Origin of the sequence: Flavobacterium xylosi, assembly GCF_042787345.1 — a bacterium.
Classification (GTDB): Bacteria; Bacteroidota; Bacteroidia; order Flavobacteriales; family Flavobacteriaceae; genus Flavobacterium; species Flavobacterium xylosi.
Genome location: NZ_JBHZPZ010000007.1, coordinates 62,941 through 84,231 on the forward strand (window position 1 = coordinate 62,941; position 21,291 = coordinate 84,231).

Annotated in this window: 13 protein-coding genes; 2 read left to right on the plus strand and 11 right to left on the minus strand. The window is 32.4% G+C overall.

Going from position 1 to position 21,291, the window contains the following annotated elements; genetic code table 11:
* Nucleotides 1–58: 58 nt before the first annotated feature.
* Nucleotides 59–469 carry a response regulator gene (locus tag ACFX5E_RS07535; RefSeq protein ID WP_379854577.1) on the minus strand — a complete coding sequence of 137 codons (411 nt, stop codon included), beginning with the start codon at nt 467–469 and terminating at the stop codon, nt 59–61.
* Complete coding sequence (locus tag ACFX5E_RS07540) at nt 469–2,184, minus strand: PAS domain-containing sensor histidine kinase (protein WP_379854578.1); 1,716 nt, start codon at nt 2,182–2,184, stop codon at nt 469–471. Before ACFX5E_RS07540 ends, ACFX5E_RS07535 begins: the two co-directional genes overlap by 1 nt.
* 168 nt (nt 2,185–2,352) lie before the next feature.
* Here ACFX5E_RS07540 and typA point away from each other — a divergent pair, with 168 nt between their 5' ends.
* Nucleotides 2,353–4,149: a translational GTPase TypA gene (gene typA, locus ACFX5E_RS07545; protein ID WP_379854579.1), complete on the plus strand. Its 1,797-nt coding sequence runs from the start codon at nt 2,353–2,355 to the stop codon at nt 4,147–4,149.
* A 132-nt stretch (nt 4,150–4,281) separates the two neighbouring features.
* On the opposite strand, the gene ACFX5E_RS07550 is transcribed toward typA, so the two are convergent.
* The 8 genes from ACFX5E_RS07550 to ACFX5E_RS07585 form a co-directional block, all read right to left on the minus strand.
* Nucleotides 4,282–4,731, minus strand: coding sequence for a glycosyl-4,4'-diaponeurosporenoate acyltransferase CrtO family protein (locus ACFX5E_RS07550; RefSeq protein ID WP_379854580.1), 450 nt, complete (start codon nt 4,729–4,731; stop codon nt 4,282–4,284).
* Between the two features lie 135 nt (nt 4,732–4,866).
* The gene (locus ACFX5E_RS07555; RefSeq protein ID WP_379854581.1) at nt 4,867–7,656 is read right to left on the minus strand and encodes a T9SS type B sorting domain-containing protein; all 2,790 of its coding nucleotides are present in this window, start codon (nt 7,654–7,656) and stop codon (nt 4,867–4,869) included.
* A 78-nt stretch (nt 7,657–7,734) separates the two neighbouring features.
* Complete coding sequence (locus tag ACFX5E_RS07560) at nt 7,735–12,789, minus strand: T9SS type B sorting domain-containing protein (RefSeq protein WP_379854582.1); 5,055 nt, start codon at nt 12,787–12,789, stop codon at nt 7,735–7,737.
* Between the two features lie 24 nt (nt 12,790–12,813).
* Entirely contained in the window at nt 12,814–15,168 is a 2,355-nt protein-coding gene (locus ACFX5E_RS07565) for a T9SS type B sorting domain-containing protein (RefSeq protein WP_379854583.1), read from the minus strand.
* Nucleotides 15,169–15,183: 15 nt separating this feature from the next.
* Nucleotides 15,184–16,020, minus strand: a complete 837-nt coding sequence (locus ACFX5E_RS07570; RefSeq protein WP_379854584.1) for an ABC transporter permease — start codon at nt 16,018–16,020, stop codon at nt 15,184–15,186.
* A gap of 56 nt (nt 16,021–16,076) precedes the next feature.
* A complete protein-coding gene (locus ACFX5E_RS07575) occupies nt 16,077–16,973 on the minus strand; it encodes an ABC transporter ATP-binding protein (RefSeq protein ID WP_379854585.1) in 897 nt (298 codons plus the stop codon).
* Between the two features lie 67 nt (nt 16,974–17,040).
* Nucleotides 17,041–17,442 (minus strand): response regulator, encoded by a 402-nt coding sequence (locus ACFX5E_RS07580; protein WP_379854586.1) that lies wholly within the window; start codon nt 17,440–17,442, stop codon nt 17,041–17,043.
* Nucleotides 17,432–19,261, minus strand: coding sequence for a PAS domain S-box protein (locus ACFX5E_RS07585; RefSeq protein WP_379854587.1), 1,830 nt, complete (start codon nt 19,259–19,261; stop codon nt 17,432–17,434). Before ACFX5E_RS07585 ends, ACFX5E_RS07580 begins: the two co-directional genes overlap by 11 nt.
* A 359-nt stretch (nt 19,262–19,620) precedes the next feature.
* Between ACFX5E_RS07585 and ACFX5E_RS07590 the strand changes: the two genes are divergently transcribed.
* Nucleotides 19,621–20,685 (plus strand): hypothetical protein, encoded by a 1,065-nt coding sequence (locus ACFX5E_RS07590; protein ID WP_379854588.1) that lies wholly within the window; start codon nt 19,621–19,623, stop codon nt 20,683–20,685.
* A 172-nt stretch (nt 20,686–20,857) separates the two neighbouring features.
* Here the strand turns inward: ACFX5E_RS07590 and ACFX5E_RS07595 are convergent, their stop codons facing one another.
* On the minus strand, nt 20,858–21,097 hold the full coding sequence (locus ACFX5E_RS07595) for a hypothetical protein (RefSeq protein WP_379854589.1): 240 nt from the start codon (nt 21,095–21,097) through the stop codon (nt 20,858–20,860).
* Nucleotides 21,098–21,291 lie beyond the last annotated feature (194 nt).

The following is a 21,291-nucleotide window of genomic DNA, read 5'->3' on the forward strand; positions in this document are numbered from 1 at the left end:
ATTCTTTAAGTAATCACTTACGGCAGGTGTTTCGGGAAAAAAATAATAGTCATAAGCTTTAGATTTTACTTTTTAAGTATTCAAGCATGGTTATGGTGATAGGTTTCGATAGGAAATCAATAACCATAGGATAGGTTTTTGACTTCTCTAAGTCCTCAGGGTCTATTGTTGAGGAGAGGATAATAACCTTGATATTCTTGAATTCAGAAAAAGCTTCGTTACTAAAATGATCCAGGAATTCCCAGCCTCCCATAACTGGCATGTTTAAATCTAAAAAAATTAATTGTGGATGTTTTTTTAATTGATGGTCGTCAGTATTGGTGTATTTTAAAGTATTAAAGTAATGAAGGGCTTCCTCTCCATTTTGTGAAGTGATGATTTCATTTGAGAAGGAAGCTTTAATGATTACTTTTTTGCATAACATAAGCGTTATGGGGTCGTCATCAACGCATAAGATTTGGTCTAACATTATTGTTTGTTTTTAAATGTTAATGTAAATGTGGTTCCTTTGTTTACTTCGCTCTCAATGCTAATAGTGCCACCCATGGATTCAACTTGTGATTTGACTAAATATAATCCCAATCCTTTGCTGTCAGGGTAATTATGGAATCTTTGGTAAAGCCCGAAAACTTTATCTCGATGTCTTTCTAAATCTATCCCTATTCCGTTGTCTTTGCATATTAAATAAACGGCATTGTCAGTTTCATTAGCAGTAATGGTTATTTTAAGCTTTCTGTTTTCGGATTTGTATTTTAGTGCATTTGTTAATAGATTGATTAGTATGCTCTCAAGATAAGCTTTATTTGTATTTAAAATAGAAACTTTTTCAAAATGAAGTTTGATTATGGGTTTGTACAATTCAATTTGAAAGCTTAATTGGTTAAAAACGTTTTCAAAGATTTCTTTCAGTGGTACAGCTTCTTTTTGAATAGAAGGATTGTCTTTTATGATAATTACTTTAACTAGATCGTTGATGGTGTCATTTAATAAATGAGTTGATTTACTAAAGCCGTTTAAAATCTCTTTTAATTCTTGATTTTCAATTGGGATGTCTTCGATTAAGTCTAAAAGTCCGGTAAGGTTAGATAATGGGGCTCTGAGGTTGTGTGAAGTAATGTAAGAAAACTGTTTTAAGTCTTTGTTATTTTGCGTTAATTCCCTGATAAGTTGTTCTTTTTCTTTTTCCTGTTTCTTCTCCTCCGAAACATCTCGTTGTATTGATATCCAGTGTGAAAGTTCATTTTCGGTATTGTAAATTGGAATCATAGAGAAGCGCACCCAATATTCTTCTTTATTCTTCTTATAACTGATGGTTTCAATTAGGCATTCTTCTCTCTTTTTTAAGGCGGTAATTAATTTTTTATATTCTTGCTGGTCAGAATTCGGTCCTTTGAAAATATTTGGTGTTTTTCCGATAATTTCATCAGTATGATATCCAGACATGATGGAAAAGGCCGGATTAACATATATTATTTTGGGAATTTCAGAGTTTTTAAAATCTGGTTCTGTAATAATTATAGAATCTTTGGACTGTGTAATGACAGTTTCCAGTAGTTTAAGGCGTTGCTCTTCTTCTTTTTGTTTTGTGATATCTTGGATTGCGCCAATCATTCTTATTGCTTTCCCTTCTTCGTCTTTTAAAAGGAAACCTCTGTCTAAAACGTATTTATAAGTTCCGTCAGCGCATTTAAAACGATATTGATCTTGCCAATTTTCCGTTTTTTGCTCTATAAATGAATATAATTTAATAGACATTTTAATGCTGTCCTCAGGATGTATTTTTTCAAACCACCATTTAGAGCTGCTCCCAACTTCATCTTGGGAGTACCCAAAAATCAGTTCTATTCCTTTGTTCCAGGTCAAGCGGTCTTCCTGTATTTTCCAGTCCCATATAGTGTCGCTTGTTGCCTTTGCTACAATGTCATATTTTTCATTTGACTCTTTAATTTCGTCATTTGTATTCTTAAGTTTTTCGAAAATTTCGGAGTTCCGATTGTCGTTTTTCGATAAAATTAATTTGTAAGCGATTCCTGTAAAAGTTATAAATATTAAATCTTTTAAGAAATTATAGTTTTGATAGCTAGTGTTGTAGGTAAATTTCTGAAATAATTTATGGCAAACGATGGCCACAAATAAGGAGATGAGTATATAGGTTATGGTTATTTGATTGGTTTTGTTTTTCATTACTCAAATATATAGAAATAATGTTAAAATACTAAACAACAGTTGAACTTATTTTGTCTCTTTTTGCCCCTTTGTTTTTAATGTAATACGTTAACAATATGTAAACTATTGCATAAATATTTTTTATATCAAAATAAAGTGTACCTTTGCACCCATTAAAAATCACAGATGGAATCTATTAGAAACATTGCAATTATTGCCCACGTCGATCACGGTAAAACAACTTTGGTTGATAAAATTATGTATCACTGTCAGTTATTTCGTGACAACGAAAACACGGGTGACTTAATCCTTGATAACAACGACTTAGAGCGTGAAAGAGGTATTACTATTACTTCAAAAAATGTTTCTGTAGTATACAAAGGAACAAAAATCAACATTATCGATACTCCTGGTCACGCCGATTTTGGTGGTGAGGTAGAACGTGTATTGAACATGGCTGATGGAGTTTGTTTACTTGTGGATGCATTTGAAGGTCCAATGCCTCAAACTCGTTTTGTATTACAAAAAGCACTTGACCTTGGTTTAAAACCATGCGTTGTTATTAATAAAGTTGATAAAGAAAACTGTACTCCTGAAGAAGTTCATGAGAAAGTTTTTGACTTAATGTTCGAATTAGGAGCAGAAGAGTGGCAGTTGGATTTTCCAACAGTTTACGGTTCAGCAAAAAATAACTGGATGTCGGACCATTGGGAAAACGTAACTGATAATGTTGAAGCATTATTAGATATGGTTATTGCTAATGTACCAGCTCCAAAAGTTTCTGAAGGAACTCCTCAAATGTTGATCACCTCATTAGACTTTTCAGCTTTTACAGGTCGTATCGCTATTGGTCGTCTTGAAAGAGGTGTATTGAAAGAAGGTATGCCAATCTCATTAGTAAAAAGAGACGGTACTATTTTTAAATCACGTATTAAGGAATTACACACTTTTGAAGGACTTGGTCGTAAAAAAGTTCAAGAAGTGATTGCAGGAGATATTTGTGCGATTATTGGTGTTGAAGGATTTGAAATTGGAGATACTATCGCTGATTTTGAAAACCCAGAAGCGTTGAAAACAATTGACATCGACGAGCCTACAATGAGCATGTTGTTTACAATTAACGACTCTCCTTTCTTTGGTAAAGAGGGTAAATTTGTAACTTCTCGTCATATTAGAGACCGTTTGACAAAAGAATTAGAGAAAAACTTAGCAATGAAATTGGGTGAAACTGATTCAGCTGATAAATTCATGGTTTTTGGTCGTGGAGTACTTCACTTATCTGTTCTTATTGAAACAATGAGAAGAGAAGGGTATGAGTTACAAATTGGTCAACCACAAGTTATCATCAAAGAAATTGATGGTAAAAAATGTGAGCCAATTGAGGAATTGACAATCGATTTACCAGAAAATCTTTCAGGTAGAGCGGTAGAGTTTGTTACTTTACGTAAAGGAGAAATGCTTTCTATGGAAACTAAAGGGGACCGTATGATTGTAAAATTTAATATTCCATCTCGTGGAATTATTGGATTGCGTAATCAATTACTTACAGCTACTGCTGGTGAAGCTATTATGGCACACCGTTTCATAGGATATGAGCCTTACAAAGGAGAAATTGCGGGACGTAACAAAGGTTCATTGATTTCTATGGAAAAAGGAAAAGCGATTCCTTATTCTATCGATAAATTGCAAGATCGAGGTAAGTTTTTTGTTGAACCAAGTGCCGAAATTTACGAAGGTCAGGTAATTGGAGAAAACTCTCGTGCAGATGATATGTGTGTAAACGTAACTAAAGAGAAAAAACAATCTAACGTTCGTTCTTCTGGAAATGATGAGAAAGCAAGAATTATCCCTCCGATTATTTTCTCATTAGAGGAAGCTTTAGAGTACATTCAAAAAGATGAATATGTAGAGGTTACACCAAAATCTATTCGTTTAAGAAAAATATATTTGACAGAAACTGATAGAAAAAGATTTAAAATCTAATTTTATTTTTATAAAAGAAAAGCCATTCGAAAGAATGGCTTTTTTTGTGGGAAAAAGATAATTTGATTAGAACTTGGTTATTATTTAATTAAATCTTGAGTTATTTTAATGTGTTTTTTTTGATTTGTTGATTCAACTGATATTGATAGTTTTTTTTAATCGTGGTCTATTGTAGCGTTGTAAAATAATTGGATAAACATTCAATACAACATTTAAAATCAAAAGCCATAATGACTCTGTTATCCCAAATTTAACCGCTACTACAATGTTGAAAATTAGCACTATTAAAAATATAAGGAGATGACCAAATTCAGATTGTTTAGTGCCATATTCCAAATGAATTAAAGCGTCCAGACTCTTTGTGACAGGATTTGTTTTTTTATTGAGTTTTTCCCAACCAATCAAGACGAGTAACTTTCTGAAAATATTTACACCTAAGTATTCATAGATTTTTCCTTTCTTTTCCCATTTTTTTGCGTTGTAATACGTAGAATTAAATTCAGGTTTTAGTGTTTGAGTAAATAGGAAGACGCACGTCATTAATATCAAATTTATTTCAAAAGCAAATAAAAAACCTTGCATCCCGACCCAACTGATGAGCCCATAAATTATAAAAATTGTACTGATTATGATAAGACTAAATATAAAATTTTTGCGCATACTTCAGTATTTGTTTAAGGTTTATAGAATGAATGCGAATAGCATTGTAAAATAGGGTTATCGTTTCAAACTAAAATGGCCCTTGGCTTCTCTTCCGTCTTCTAATTTTATGGTGAACCAATAATCATCAGAAGGCATTGCTGATCTATTATAAATTCCATCCCAACCTTGACTTGATGGTGACAATTGTCTGAGTAATTTTCCATATCGGTTAAAAATGTTTATAGCAGCATTCCTATATAAAATGGAATTTATTCCTTTTAAATTCCAGTAATCATTGTATCCGTCGCCGTTTGGAGTAAAAAATTTAGGGGCATCTAATACGGCAAAACCTTTTATTTTTTGGCCACATCCATTTTTGTTTTCGACAATTAATTCATGAAAACCGCCTAGTATGTTTTCAAAAATAGGTGAATTTTGAAAAGGAGTTTCTGTTCCATTTTCAAAATATATCATATACCTATAATCGGTTGGATTAACTACTTCAATTATCACTTGGTTTAGCGGTTGTAAATGCTGAATTACTATATTATTTATTTTGGCTAAATAAGATAATGTCACAATGCATTTTCTAGTTGTAGAACAACCAAATTTATTTTTTATAACAACATTATAGTCACCTTCTTTATTTACTAATATTGTTGGACTTGTTTCACCTGTAGACCAAGAATAGGTGAAATCACTTGTGGATGCGGGAGCTGTTATTCCAGAATCTAATACTATAAAAGCATTGGTTGCACCCTCACATAAAATTCTATTTTCTAAAATAACAACTTTTGGTGTTGGTTCTACAATAATTTCAAAATGTCCCGTTCCATAGCAGCCTTCATCATTTTCAGCTCGAATGAATATTGTTTTTGAAATTGAAGCATATTGTTCTTCGAGTTCATTCCTTCCTAATGATGCATCATCTTCAGTAGCATAAAAAAACAACCGCACGTCTGAAGGCAATTTTAATTCAGTTTTTATTAAAGTTTTTTTCTGTTTTAAATCAAATAAAGCTTTTCCGTCACCAAGATCGCATTCATGCATTGCTCCAGGTAATAATAAAACACTTTTATTAGCATGTAAAATAACTGATCCAATACTGTAGCAAGAGGAGTTGGATTGAGTAACTTTTGCAAATAAAATGTCGTCAGGAATAATGTTTCGGTAATTTAGGGGTATTGATAAGGAATTTGTAATGTCATTATCTGCATCACTTATACTATGATAATAATATACGTCGTAATCTTTTTCCCCTAAACATAAGGGTTCATTGGCTAGAGATAAATTAAATGTCGACAAGCCGTCAGTAGGGAAAGCATCTTGCGTGTCGCACTGTATTAATTTATAAGGAGTTGACAATCTGTTTGGGGTTTCATATATTGTAATGGTTTTTTCTAAAGGTTCCCTATTTTCACCATTCACCGTTTTTATCAATGTCACTTTATAATCTCCCGATGCCAAATAAGTATGATAGGGTTCTCTGTCAGTCGATGTCGTTCCATCGCCAAAATCCCAAACTACGGAGTCAATTGTTTCTACGGAATTAATAAAAAAATGGGTGGCTTGACCAAAACAATTAAACTCGTAACTAAAAGTATAAAAGAATAAAGAGGTTATGAATGGAGGCAATCCCTGTTCTATGCTACCTGTTTTTAAATCAATGGCGTTTGGCATATAATTGCAACTAGTTCCGTCTAATTCTGGATTGTTGATTACGGATATTTTATTGCGTTTGAAATCACTTGTAAGATATCCTGCGCGGTATATTTTTTCATCAATGGCCAATTGTAGTGCTCCTGATATAAGAGATGAGGTATTTACAATTATCTTTGAGGATAGGATATTGGCACTTTTTAGGTCATATTGGATTAATGAACTTTCTAAAATAGTCTCGCCACCTGCATTAAATTTATTTGCCGTTACATATAATTTTTTTGTTTTGGACGAAAATTCTACACCATAAGGATTTGAATTACTCAACAACTTGATTTCATTGCTCGTTTTTCCTGTACTTGAATCGAAATCGTAAAGTAAAACATTGCCGGTATCTCTAATAGGATTGCCTTTTGGTCCATTTTCATTTGTTCGTCTTGAGGCATTATTTGCTATAACTACTTTTTTTCCGTTTGGAGACGCTTTTAAGTATCCAATGGCATTGGCAAGATAACCGCCTATTGGGATAGTGAGAGTTGTCGGTGTCTTGATAGGATTCTTTATGACTCCTTGAGTACTTATTTTAAACGCATAAAAATTATTTATAAAATGTGTAATTACCCAAAAAGAAACGCCGTCTCCGTGTTGAACGGCCGTAATTTTTTCGGAACATTTGTATTTGACTTCTTCGTTATCGTTTGGATTGTAAGTCAGAAGAGGAACGTTCTTTTCAATAGTCACGATGTCTCCAAGACCATTGTTTAGCCGGATGTCAACTTGGGAATAATTCAATCCATTATTTGGTGGATCCATGTCGTTTAATGGATTGTCATCCGCATTTGCGGGAAGCGGTTGGTCAACGGTAAAAATATAATATATATGAGGATTGTTTGGTTTTGGAACGATTATCGCCGATTGTGTACTTGAATTATGCCCTAGTAAACCAGAGCCATTAGGCATAATTTGATGGTTTTTATTGTAAACTAAAGAACCATCCGTATAAAAAAGTAAATTACCGTTTTTATCAGAAATAGTGGTACATCCTTCTTTGGTAACCAATCTACCATTAGTTAAAGCAACCGGACTTCCTGAATTGAAAGTGAGACCGGCATTATTACCAAAATACCATATAGCCGCTTCTTTTTGGGCAATTGCAGTTGTTACAAAAATAAGTAAGGTAAATACTAAAAGAAGACGGGTTTTCATATCTATTTTAAACTATCAAATATAGTTAATTTCAATGTATTGAAAAATAATAACATTGACCATCATTATTGTGGGTGTTTATCTCTTCAAACTAAAATGTCCTTTGGCTTCTCTACCGTCTTCTAATTTTACAGTATACCAATAATCATCAGCAGGTAAAGGATACCCATTCAAAGTTCCATCCCATCCTTGACTGTTAGTGTTTATTTTAGTTATTAATTTGCCATAACGATCATATATAAATATAATTGAATTGGTATTGAAATTGGAATTCACACCTTTTACACTCCAATAGTCATTATAACCATCACCATTAGGAGTGAAATACTTGGGAAGTCCAAGTACAGCAATAGTTTGACTAACTATTCCACAACCATTTTTGTCATTAATGAAAACCTCATGAATTCCAGCAGGAACATTATTAAATAAATTAGATAATTGAAAAGGGCCATAAGGTTCATCTAGACTGTATTCGTATTGTCCTTGTCCGGTAACATATACAGTAATTGAATTTACATCCACTAAATCTATGATTTTTATGGTGTCTAAATGAGCAATATCCGAAGCGGTAACTTTTATAGTTCTGGTTCTACTGCATTCCGAAAAGGTGCTTACTTCTACTGTGTAATTACCCTCAGCGTTAACATTTAAAGTTTCCTGTGTTTCTCTAGGAATGATAATTCCATCTTTTTTCCATAGATAAGTATAATTGCTAGGAGGAATTCCATTTTGTATGCCCGCATGAAGTTGTACATAAAAAGTGGGTAAATTGGTGCAAACTAATTCATCATCATCACCATTTGCATTAATATTGATATCGGGCAACGAATTGACAACGAATTGTAATATAGTTTGTTCTGTACATGTTGTATTCAATGGATTTTCAACTGTCACTTTTACATTTTGAGTGGCAGTATTAAATGGATTTGGCAATGGACTGGTTAGGGAATTACCATTGCTGTCAAAATATTTTACTACCATTCCCACTTGTCCGTTAAGAATGGTACTTTCTATTGAGGAAGTGTCAAATTTATTTAAGCCATCTGTATCGCTGGGTGCAGCATCATCACAAGCAGGAGGAATCACAACTGCATTTGCAACCGGATGCTTATCTACAATAAAGGTTATACTCGTTTCATCATAACATGGAATGGCATTATTAGTGTTGGTCGTATTATTTGTAACTCTAGCTTTTATGATTTGCGAGTTTGTGGCAAACGAATTTGGGAAAGGACTTGGCAACGGATTGTTGTTTTGATCACAATAAGTAACTGTTACATTGCTTTGCCCACTTAATAAAATAGATTGTAAGGTACTTGTGTTAAATGTGAAGATGCCGTCATTACTAATTTCATCGCACTCTTTATAATTTGGAATCGCATGGGCAATAGGAAGTTTTTCAACTGTTAAAGTAACATAATTACCCAATCCGAAACAAGCATTGTCTAAGTTACTGTCTACTCTCACCCAAATTTGTTGTTGGTTCGGATAACCAACATTTCTGTAAGTGGTTGTATTAGTAATTTCATTGGTTTCGGCTAAAGCATCTGCCTCATTTTTATAATATTTAATGGTGTATGCTGAACTTGGAGAAGGAAGAATTCCTTGAATATTAGCTGTAACACTGCTGAAATTAAATGTGGCTATTCCATCTTTGTCATCATTTAAAGCATCTACATAATCATCACAAACTGTAAAATTTTTATGAAATGTTGCATTAATTTGGGTTGCCGAAACGATTAAATTAATTTTACTGGTACTGAAACATCCGTTTAAATTTTCAACTCTGGCCCATACGGTTCCGGTTCCACTTCTGTACGCCGCAGGTGTTCCGATTTTGAATGCTGGATCATTGGTATTTGCTCCATTTAAAGTAGTAAAATAACTAAAAAATTCGTTACTGTAGTTTGTCGAAATAAAATTATTTTTTTCGGTTAAGTTAAAATCAGTTATTCCATCTGTATCATTGTCACATTGTTTTAATATAATAGAATTACCTACTACTGGCAAAGCTAGAGTTGTTAAAGTTGCAAAAGTAGAGGTTAATCCACAGGAGTTTCCTGTTTTATTTAAATTCACACGGTACTGATAGCCATTCATTGAGGCGCTAATAGCTGTAATTAAAAGCGAATTTGTATTTGCATTAGAGTAGATTGAACTATTTGCAATATTATTCCATAAGATTCCATCATTAGAAACCTGCCATTGGAACGTATCTGCATTCGACACAATTGTAAAACTAACATTTTGCAAAATACATTGTGATTTATTTTGTGGTTGTGTTGTAACAGTTATTAGACCTGCTGTAATATAGTTTAAATTGGGTACTGTATAACCATTTGTGCCGCTTGTAACTATACCTTTTGTATTGATTGTAATTGGATTATTTCCTAATAATCCATCAAAATTAGTGTCTGTAAATCCAGCCTCGATGACATCATTGCAAAGATCATTATCGCTGTCCAAATCTGTATAGTTTTTGTTTCCATCTGAATCGGTGTCAGCTATAGTATAATTGAAAACTCCATTGTCATTAGATGTTTCCAAACTATTGAGTAGTCCGTTGGTTCCAAAAGTATTTCCATCTAGAATCCCATCATTGTCACTATCGGATGAATTACTTCCTGATTCTGTCAAATCATTAATACCATCATTATCACTGTCTAAATCTAAATAATCAGGAATCCCATCAGTGTCTGTGTCAAATGGTATTATTCCGGGCTCAAATGCGTTGTCTAAACCGTCTAAATTCGTATCGGTATTAGTCAGTGCTTTTACATTTTTCTTACCCTCAATCAAATCAGGAATACCATCATTATCACTATCTAAATCCAATTGATCAGGAATCCCATCGCTATCAGAGTCTTTTGGAATACAGGTGGCTGTAAGTTTGAAAGTGGCTTTGTTTCCTACTGAATCTAAGAGATTTTTATGTTTTATTTTAAGACTTTTGGTTTGATAGGAATGAAATTTAAACGTTCCAGTTCCGGCAGATAAAGGGGTGGTGCCATTTAAACGGAAGCGGATTTCGAAAGATGAAAACTGTGTCACACCACTTTCATAAATTCCATCGTAATTAGTATCAATTAGTAATTGATTTGTTGGATTCAAAACAGTGACGGTTTTGTTCAAATCAGAGTTTATGATGAACTCAGAATTAGAATTTAATAGTTCAGTTAAATTTGCAGTATCAACATAGGATAATTTAAGATTAACCGGCTGGCCGAAATTTAGATTATAAGCCACAGAATACCCTTTGCCTGCAAGTAATTCGGTTACAAAGCTACCATTTGTATTTCCTGAAAATGGAGTAGGAGCGGCCGGAGAAGATGTCACAACAGTTCCTGTGAAACTATTGGAATATGAACCGATTGATACAACTCCAGTCGCCGGATTTTGACTATTTATGGCTAAATCACCATAGGATTCAGTACAGTTTAGAATTCCATCATTATCATAGTCGATATCAATATTGTCATTTGCTAAATCATTATCTAAATTGGAGGGACATTCACTAACTGGAATTTTATCTGAAAATACATCACTCAGACATCCTGAAATACTTCCTTTTACTTGATAAAAGCCGGGTGTTGTAGGAGAGAAACTATTACTGGTAGCACCAAAAATCTCTACATCATTTTGATACCATTGAAAAGTATCATAGGAGGAAAGACTGCTAATTTTAAGAATAACATTGGGGATACAGGAAGAAGTACCAACGGTTATTTTATCTGATACTATTTCAGGTTTTAAATCAAAACCAGAATAATAACCTCCATAAGTTGCCGCACCATTCGTTCCAAAATAGGAAACATATACTTGTTTAGTCGATTTTACTGTAATATTACCAACTAAGTTAGTGACGGTATAACTGACAAAGTTAGAATTTCCTGATACAGGATTTGCAGTTGCAGTTATTGGATAGTTATTTACCAGCACAACAGCACCAGTTTCAGTAACGATATTTAAACCACCAGTGTAAAAAGTGTTCCCAATTTCTTCGATTTTTGGGATGTTATCCACAATACTTGGAGTCGAACAGTTTATCGGTGGTACAAAAAACATATTTTGATTGGCGGGAGGATTATTAGGAGCACCATTTGCCAAATAACCGGGAGCTAAACCACCAATGCTTTGATAGGCAAATACATTATTTGAAGTTTTGACATGTAAATTACCGTTAATAAATTGGCTTCCATCAATTAAATAATATTCTCCTTTATTAATTTTCGCTGCGATAGTAGGACTACCATTAATAAAAATTTCAGTTTGATCTTCATGAGCAATCAATAAAACACGTTCAATTTCATTGGTTCCTAATCCTTTTACAAAAATGTATTCTTTACCTGTTTTTGAAAAGGGTACAATTTGGTCAAAACCAACGTCTCTCCCTTGTCCAGATAATGAATTATTACTTCCGCAAAATGAACCTGAATTCACTACTACAGGTTTGTCGGATTCGACTAAAGCGCCAATCATTTTAGAGCTGTTAGAAGTTGAAGTATTATTGTTTTCTAATGCTAAAACATAACTTTCATTTTTGTTTAAAGTAACGTCAAATGGACCTGATATTGGGGTGCCATCGGATAGAATTGTTCCATTAGGAATATTTGAAATAGTGATTTTGGTGTTGTTTTCTGTAGATAATATGGTAGCAAAATTAAGTAAAGTAGGATCTAAAAGTGGATTTAACATGGCTCCTAATCTAAATTTATTTCCTAAAGCACTATTGCCTTTGGACACTAAACCACCCGCATGATTATAACCTCCAATGGCGTTTAAACCAGCATTTACTCTCACATTGGCATAAATTAAATCCTCGGCTTCTATGATGTATCCTTTGTCTTTTAAAATTCCAATTGTTTGCTTAGGAGTGAATAACTGAGTATCATCTCCCTGACCTATAAATAGTCTGTAGGGCAAATTGTTTGATACAACTCCATTGATTACAGTTCCGCCAATAGCAATTATTTTAAAATTGACATCCTTCGTACTGGGAGTTGATATATAAAGATAATGATCCTCGACTAGATTAGAATTAGCAGTTAATGGTGGTATATAATGCGTTTTACTAAATTGGGCAAAGCAGTTTATAGATAAAAAAATAAAGAAAATAAGTAAAGTTTTTTTCATGGCCTAAAAATAGGAAAATAACTATTATCTTTTTAGCGAAAAATGACCTTTTATGGTTTTATTATCCTCAAAAGTTATGTTAAACCAATAATCATCTGCAGGAAGTAAATAGCCGTTTAATGTTCCATTCCAACCAGAGCCATTTGAAGTGAACTGTTTCAATAATTTACCGTAACGATCAAAAATAGTTAAAGTAGATTTTGGCAAAAGGCCCAGATTTTTTATTTCCCAAGAATCATTATATCCATCTCCGTTTGGAGTGAAATAACGGGGATAATCCAATACATATATTTTAAAAGGAATCGATAAACCACAACCGTTTATATCACGAGCATAAACTAAATATTCTCCGGCAGCCATTCCTTTAAATAATGGATTGTCTTGAAAAAAAGAGCCGTCTAGTGAAAATTCATAATTACCTATTCCGGTATATTCTATCAAAACTGAATTTCCGTTTCCTGCAAAATCGTTAATGATTGCTCCAGTGATAATTGCAACTCCAGAGGCAGTTACCGAATAGTTTTTGGTTGCAATGCATCCATTTGTAGATGTAACTTTCACAAAATAATTTCCTGGCAAAGTAACTGTAATAGTATTCGAAGTTTCTCCAGTATTCCATAAATAACTGGAAAAACCAGTATTGACTGTTAGGTTTATGGAAGCACCATTACACAAAGAAGCTGTTTCATCTTGAAAATTTGGTGGATTAAAAGTATTAAAAATAAGTGTTTCCGGGGTAATTGCATAACAATCAGAACCATTTACTATTCGGGCATAGATGGTTTGTTGGTTTGCAATCGTGTTATTGAAAATGTTTGGTAAAGGATTTTTTTGAGAAATAGCGTCTATTGTATTTAAATAATATTCAACAATTAATCCGGCAGGCAATCCACTCAATACTTGGGGAGTAACTTGTGCATTCAAATCAAAATGGTACAAACCATCTTGAACCCCATCATCATCACAAGTTGAAATTAGATTTTGTGGCGAAATACTTTTGTTTGAAATCAACAGTTTAACTTCTGCATAGTCTACACATCCAAATGAATTTGTCACTCTGGCAAAAACAATTTGGTTTGGTGTTTTATTCTTATAAGTTGTAGGATTTGTAATAGGATTACTTTGTCCTTGTGCTTCAATCAAAGATTCATAGTAAACAACAGCACTTAAACCGGGGTCATTATTTTTTACTAAATTATCGACTCTGGTCAAATCATATACAGTAATGCCATCCGTATTAGCATCACATTGAACCAGTGTGGTGTCATTTATAATAATTCGTGGTGTAAATTCAATTTTTATTTCACCTGTAGCGATACAATTAGGACTGCCTAATTCTACTTCAACTTTATAAATGCCAGTGTCAGTAACATTAAGAGAATGACTTATTTCTCCTGGGATTGGAGTTAAGGAACCATTTTTATACCATTTATAAGAATATGTTGCTGATAGTTTAGTATCAATGATAAAGTTTTCTCCATAACAAATGGGATTATTTGGACTTAGTCGATTTGGGCCTAAATCAATTTTGGATGAAAAACTCCCAGCTTCGATGAAAATAGCAGAGTCATAATAAGTCCCTCCTTGATCAGCAATTACCAATTTTACTTGATACGTTTTTCCAACAACTACATTTGTTTGTGCGTTCAGTATTTTAGTTTGTCCACCGTAGTTTATCGGACTACTATTTGTTGAGCTGGTATTTAAACTTCCAAAATAAGATTCATTTATTGCAGGACAGCCTGGTTTAGGACCAGTTGTACTGTTAAAAATAGGTATTAAAGGGTGAACGGTTTTTGAAGAAACTGGAATATTCGTCCCAGGAAGCACAGCTAAATTTTGAAAAGTGTTTGCGCCTACTTCTTTAATTAAAAACGCAAATCCATCGGAATAATTGCAGGGAAAATTATCTTGATATTCATTAGAAGCAAATAAATAATTAAAACTAATTAAATTTGTCAATGCTGTGAAATTAAATTCTAAAATTGTTGCATTTGATGTATTAGTAATTCCTAAGGCTTGCTCTAAGTCTGCATCCCCTTTCCAGTTTGATGTCCCACTATTCGGCCCAGAAGTTGGTTCTCTTAGAAAAGGTCCTACGGAATAGATACTGCTCCAGGAACTTAAAAGAACACCTTCTGTAAAAGGGAAACTGCCTCCCTGATTGTTAAAATAGGCATAACTTTTTTTCCCGGGAGTGGAAGTATCTCCCGTTGCAATTGAATTAGAAATTGAAGCACAGGAACTGTTATTTACTAAAACATTCTCGACAAGTTGCTGTGCTGTGTAGGAATCATTTACCGATATAGATTGTGCAGTTGCAATAGAAGTAGAGCAAAAGATGAAAATATATAACGAGTTTTTTTTTATACAATTCATAGCTCCATAAAGATACTATAAATCTCTGTTTTTTAATAATCGATAGGATAATAAATTGAAGATCAATGTCCAGGCCAAAACGATTAAGATAGAGTAAAAATGAACACCATAATCTTTAGTGTTTTCTATACCTATTTGTGTTCCAATAGATTTTACCACAGACAGTCTGGAAAATGGTTCGATAATCAAATTCGACATCGATTCCAAAGGAAAAAATTGTGTAATATTGGATGCTATTTTACTGTCTGGAAAAATTTTATAAGTCAAAATACCTTTTAAAATACCTTCTATAATATTCCAAACCAAAAGAAATCCAAGAGCAAATGCGGAACGTTTTACCAAGATTCCTAAAAATAAACAGAAGGAGAAAAAGCCAGTCAATTTTATGAAATAGCCCAATAAATAGTCTAAATCTGAGAAAACAATGCCAATTTCTGTGTAAGAAGAAAAGCTAAATCCTAAAATTAAGGACAGTATGAAAATAAAAACAGTGGATGCAAATGCAAATAATAGAGTGGTCAAAAATTTAGATTGAATAAACTCCTTTTTACTCATTCCATCAATTAGATTTTGTTTCAAAGTACCGTAACTGTATTCATTGGCCATCATGGAAACAATTACAATAGCCAGAAATAATTTTAACATTGCGGCAATATAAGTGTTGAAATGCCAGATAAAAGGAAAGTTAAAAATTCCCATCTCAGCAAGGTGAAGTTTAAAAACTCCCAGATCAAACTTAATCGAAGCAATTAATGCAATAAAAGTTAAGAGAATAAAATAAGTTAAAGTCAAAACACGGCTTGCTTTATTTTTCCATATTTTTTGTAGTTCTATTGAGAGAAGTCGTTTCATTTTATAGTTGGTATTTTAGAGATAAGATTTATAAATTTAGATTTTTATCGAAAGAGCTATTTGTTTTTAGTCAATTCCAAAAATTGTTCTTCCAAACTATTTTTGCGTTTCACTAAATGACTGAGAACAATATTATTTTCAAATAAAAATTGATTCAATTCCTTTGCCTCCAATTTATCTTTTAAATAAACTAATACTTTTCCCTCTTCATTTACACTAATTTTTACCGCTGGATGAGTTTTCAAAACGGTCATTAGATTTTCAACATTATCAGCTTGCAGCTCAAAAAATCCTTCGTTTGCTGACATTCCATCAACCAAGCCGGAATATAATACTTCTCCTTTTCTTAAAACTAATGCATGTGTACAAACTTTTTCTACTTCATCCAATAAATGAGAAGCCAATAAAATGGTAGTTCCTTGTGCAGCGATGTGCTTGATGATATCACGAATTTGATGGATACCCTGTGGATCTAATCCATTTGTGGGTTCATCAAGAATTAAAATTTCTGGATCGTTAAGCAAGGCCGAAGCAATCGCTAATCGTTGTTTCATACCAAGAGAAAAAGTACTGAATTGACTATCTTGCCTGTCTACCAAACCTACTAATTCAAGCTTTTCGTTTACTTTAGCGTAGTTGATGCCTTTGATTTTGCAAACCAATTCTAAGTTTTCTTTTGCAGTCATGTAAGGATAGAAATTGGGTCTTTCTATAATTGCCCCTACTTTTTTAAGTGCTTCATGAGTTTGCATTGTACCACCAAACCAGCTGTATTCTCCGGAGGTTTTATTGACCACATTTAAAATGATTCCTAGTGTTGTCGATTTTCCGCTTCCGTTTGGTCCAAGAATGCCGTAAACATTGCCTTTATGTATTTCAAAGGAAACGTTTTTTAAGGCCTGTAAACTGCCATAACGTTTGTCGAGATTTTTAATTGAGAGTATGATTTCCAAAGCGTTCGTTTTTTGATGTATTTTTATTTGACGAACAAGGTAGGAATTTGTTACTGTTATTCTGGAATTAGTTTAAATTACCAATTATTATACATAACGCATCTAATTTTTTAACAGTAATAGGTTTAATAATATAGTCTTTTACTGCGCTGTATTTTTTTGACATTTCAATATCGAAAGGGTCAATTGATGATGTGATAATAAAAATGCTGATTTCTTTTTTTATTGGTAATTTAATAAATTCATCTAGAAATTGCCATCCATCCATTACAGGCATATTCAAATCAAGTAAAATTGCATCAGGTAGATTTTCATTGTCTATACAATTTTGTTTTAATTTAGCTATTGCAAATTGGGCGTTATAAAAAGGAAGCACCTCCTCGCAAAAATTGTTTTTGTCCATAAGAATAGTCATTAATTTTACTGACATCTTATCGTCATCAATGATATAAGTTAATTTATTTTTCATTTAGGTATACTTTAAAAATGGATCCGCAATCTACTTCACTTTCTACTTCAATTTTCCCATCCATGGCCTCCAGTTGATTTTTGGTTATGTATAGGCCAATTCCTTTTGCGTCTTCATTGCCATGAAAAGTTTTATACATTCCAAAAATTTTATGACCATTTTTCTGCAAATCTAATCCTAAACCATTGTCTTTAAAAGTTATGATGGTAAAATTTTTATTTACTTCATAACCGATTTCTAGAATTGGTTTACGTTCAGGAGATTTGTATTTTATTGCATTTGTAAACAGGTTAAGCAAAATACTATCTAAATAAGCTGGTACGGCAAATACTATTAAATCGTCAGGAATAGTGTGCGTTATTGTTATTTGACTTTGTTTAATGACTAAACTTAAGGCCATTTTTGTTTTTTCGATTTCGTCTTTTAATAGAATCTTCGTTTTTTCAATATTTGTTTTTTGTTGGATAGTAATTATTTCATTCAAATATTCAATTGTTTCTGATAGTTTTTCCGTTGCTTCTTTAAGTAAATCAAAATAAGAAAGCTTCTCGGTAATATCATCGGTATTTTCAATTACATCTACAACCATCTCTAGATTGCTGGTGTGAGAACGGATGTTATGGGAAATTATATGCGCAAAGTTATAAAGCTTATTGTTTTGTTGGCTGGTGACTTCTAATAGATGCTTAAGTTCCATTTCTCTTTCAATTCGTAAAGTAACATCGCGTCCAACACCAATAAAATTGACGAAGTTATTTTCTGCATCATATATTGTCGTAATGTTTAATTCGAACCAGTATTTTTCTTTTTGTTTATTATAATTCAGAATTGTAATTTTAATACTCTCTTTATTCTGAACTGCTTTTCTCATTTTGGCTGTAGCTTGCATATCAGTTTCCGGACCTTTAGATGAATATCCTGGTTTTTGACCAATTACTTCTTCTAAACTTAAACCTGTCAGATCTAAATAAGCATTGTTAGCCCATATAGTTTCGCCGTATGAGTTTGCAATTACAATTGTATCTGTGGTTTCCGAAGCTGCAAGGGAGAGCATATTCAAATTCTGTTCAACATTTCTTCGGTCACTTATATCTCTGAAAAAACACACTAAATAAGTTATTTGGTTCATTTTAAATTTTTTCCCAAAAGCAATTTCAACCGGAATTAATTTCCCCGATTTATTTATTATAGAGGTTTCATTTACAACATAATCATCTTTAATTAAATTGTAATTAAGGAAAAATCTGACTTGTTTTCTGTTTTCTATTGGAAATAATTCGGAATTATGTAAACCTTTTAATTCAGTGCTATTGTAACCGAAAAGCTCAACTGCTCGTGGATTATAATCGGTAATAATTCCATTTGAAGTGTCAATAATAAAAATAGCATCGTTTGCGCTTGAAAAAATGGATGAAAATTTTTCAACACTCAATTGAAGTTCATTAATCAGATTTTGTTCTTTGGTAATATCCTGAAAAGAACCAAATATTCTTGTAGCTTTATGGTCTGCGAATTCTACCCTGCAATTACACTCTACATATTTAATGTTATTTTTAGCCGTGATAATTTGAAATTTTTCTTCAAATGAAATTCCTCCTTCTTTTGCTCTTTTTATTAACATTTTGTACCGATCTCTTATTGCGCCTTCGGGGAAAAAATGATCTGCATATCCCTTAAAAGGGGTGAAGTGCTCAGGGACTTCAAGAATAGACTTTGTAACGATGTCCCAATAAACCTGATCGGTTTCAATGTTTACTTCCCAAATGCCAATTTTAGCGGTTTCGGCCGCATTAATATAAATTTCATGCTTATTTGTCATAGTAGGTTTATATATTTAAATGTCTTGGGGACTACCAAATATATAATAATTTTGTATGTTTTAATTTGTTTAACAGAACAAAGATTATACTCAAAATGAATATGTATATGTTTATTATTTAATAGTCTTTAAATTAGTCGATTAGGATTTGTTGATTAAAATTCATTTTGGAAGATTATTTTTATAACTAAGGTTTCAATTTTAATTTAGTGACAGATTTGCCTATTTTTTTTATCTTCAAATTGTAATAAAAAAGCAAAATTTGAGTTCCTTTAAATCTGAAATGGTATTTAGAAGTTATTGATTTTGTACTAATTGAGTCTTAATTTATTGTAGTTTTGCATTAAATTATATTTAAAATGAGTGAGCCAATAATGCTTCTTAAAAAACCTACTTATCCCATTAATAATTCACTCTTGGATTACTTGGAACGATTTGATCGAATTTCTAAAGTGCCCATTTTTTATGATGATTTGATGCGTTTTTCGGGTTCCGTAAATGTATATGATAAATACGATCAGGATACGTTATGGACTAGAGTGTATTATAATGAATTTGAAAGGAACGAAATTGATTTGACTTTAATGAAAATCTATTCATTGTTGCATTCTGACGGTAATTTAGGGATTATTAAGTTTTTGAACGTAGATTCAATCGACTATTGCACTTTTGGAAATTCGAAGCCCTTTCGTATCAAAGTCAGAAATATACTGAATGATAATTATACGCATTTTTACATCAAGAAAGCAGATGCTTCACGAGTTTATGGACTCGAATTAGAACACATTTTGTCCCCTGATAAGATTAATTTTTTGGTTTATAAAGACACTTTAATCGAAGAACATATTATGGGAATTGCCGGTGATGTGTTTATAAAAACGCTTCTTGCCGAATGTACTGAAACCGAAAAATCGCAAATCGCAAAAGAATTTGTCAAGTTCAATGAACGCTGCATGATTCGATTGCTGGGGGATATGCGTTCGTATAATTATGTCGTTATTCCCATTCATGATTTTGATCAGGTGGTTTATAGAATTCGTGCGATTGATTTTGATCAACAATGTTTCGAAGGAAATTTTAAAGTGTACCGTCCCCAGTTTTTCAAAGAAAATTATCCGATGGTGAAATTGGTAAAAGAAAAACTTCAGAATAGTTCGATTGAACAATATAAAGATGAAGAACGAGCTGTTTTAGCCAAAAGAATTCATTCTGCCGAAAATAGGATTAAAAGATTATTGCAAATCATGGGTGAAGACACCATTTCTACCGACGAACATTTGCAACAATTAAAATTGGAATTGTATCGGTATACCCATGATTTGAACTTTAAAAAAGCAAAATCGATGGGGAATATCATGAGTGCCGCTTTTGAATTTATAACTAGAAATTTTAAAAACACCAATTTATTCAATACGGGGTTTTAATAAAATAGGGCAAAATAAGGTTGGAGCTAATTGAGGTTAACCCTCTTTTTTTCTTTCATTTTTTGTTTATAAACGATAATAGATTGGATTAATAATAGGATTAGCATCTTTGCAATATTTAGGTAGATTAGGAATAAGCGGGAGTTAATTTGTAAACTCTTTGTTTAAAAAATCAGACCAGATGAACCTTTTTGTTATGAAAACCAATCAGGGTTTCATTAATTTCCTTTAGTTCTGGCGTGAGAAATGTTTTTTGCCCTTTGTCATCGTTCGTTAATTCTAATTCACAAACGGTGCATTTAAACTCTTTGAAGTGGTCTGTTATAATTCTAGTTACAATAAATTTATGTCCAAGTAACGAACAAAAGATTTTTTTAGTTAAAAATTTTTCTTTGAATTCAATTATTTTCATAATTATGGTATTTTGATTTGGAATATTAAACGTAATTAATAATCGTTTAAATAACAAATAAATCCGATTAAATACATCTATTTTAAAAATAAATATAAAAATGCTTACAAATAATAAGTATTGTAAAATCAAAAAAAATCTCCAACTACTTTCGCAATTGGAGATTAAATAAGTATAATTATGTGAACTGTAAA

Bases quoted from the DNA above. Each gene is read 5' to 3' on its own strand.
- ACFX5E_RS07540 (WP_379854578.1), bottom strand. From the start codon at position 2,184: ATGAAAAACAAAACCAATCAAATAACCATAACCTATATACTCATCTCC.
- ACFX5E_RS07580 (WP_379854586.1), bottom strand. From the start codon at position 17,442: ATGAAAAATAAATTAACTTATATCATTGATGACGATAAGATGTCAGTA.
- ACFX5E_RS07555 (WP_379854581.1), bottom strand. From the start codon at position 7,656: ATGAAAACCCGTCTTCTTTTAGTATTTACCTTACTTATTTTTGTAACA.
- ACFX5E_RS07560 (WP_379854582.1), bottom strand. From the start codon at position 12,789: ATGAAAAAAACTTTACTTATTTTCTTTATTTTTTTATCTATAAACTGC.
- ACFX5E_RS07590 (WP_379854588.1), top strand. From the start codon at position 19,621: ATGAGTGAGCCAATAATGCTTCTTAAAAAACCTACTTATCCCATTAAT.
- ACFX5E_RS07585 (WP_379854587.1), bottom strand. From the start codon at position 19,261: ATGACAAATAAGCATGAAATTTATATTAATGCGGCCGAAACCGCTAAA.
- ACFX5E_RS07565 (WP_379854583.1), bottom strand. From the start codon at position 15,168: ATGAATTGTATAAAAAAAAACTCGTTATATATTTTCATCTTTTGCTCT.
- ACFX5E_RS07550 (WP_379854580.1), bottom strand. From the start codon at position 4,731: ATGCAAGGTTTTTTATTTGCTTTTGAAATAAATTTGATATTAATGACG.
- typA (WP_379854579.1), top strand. From the start codon at position 2,353: ATGGAATCTATTAGAAACATTGCAATTATTGCCCACGTCGATCACGGT.
- ACFX5E_RS07535 (WP_379854577.1), bottom strand. From the start codon at position 469: ATGTTAGACCAAATCTTATGCGTTGATGACGACCCCATAACGCTTATG.
- ACFX5E_RS07595 (WP_379854589.1), bottom strand. From the start codon at position 21,097: ATGAAAATAATTGAATTCAAAGAAAAATTTTTAACTAAAAAAATCTTT.
- ACFX5E_RS07570 (WP_379854584.1), bottom strand. From the start codon at position 16,020: ATGAAACGACTTCTCTCAATAGAACTACAAAAAATATGGAAAAATAAA.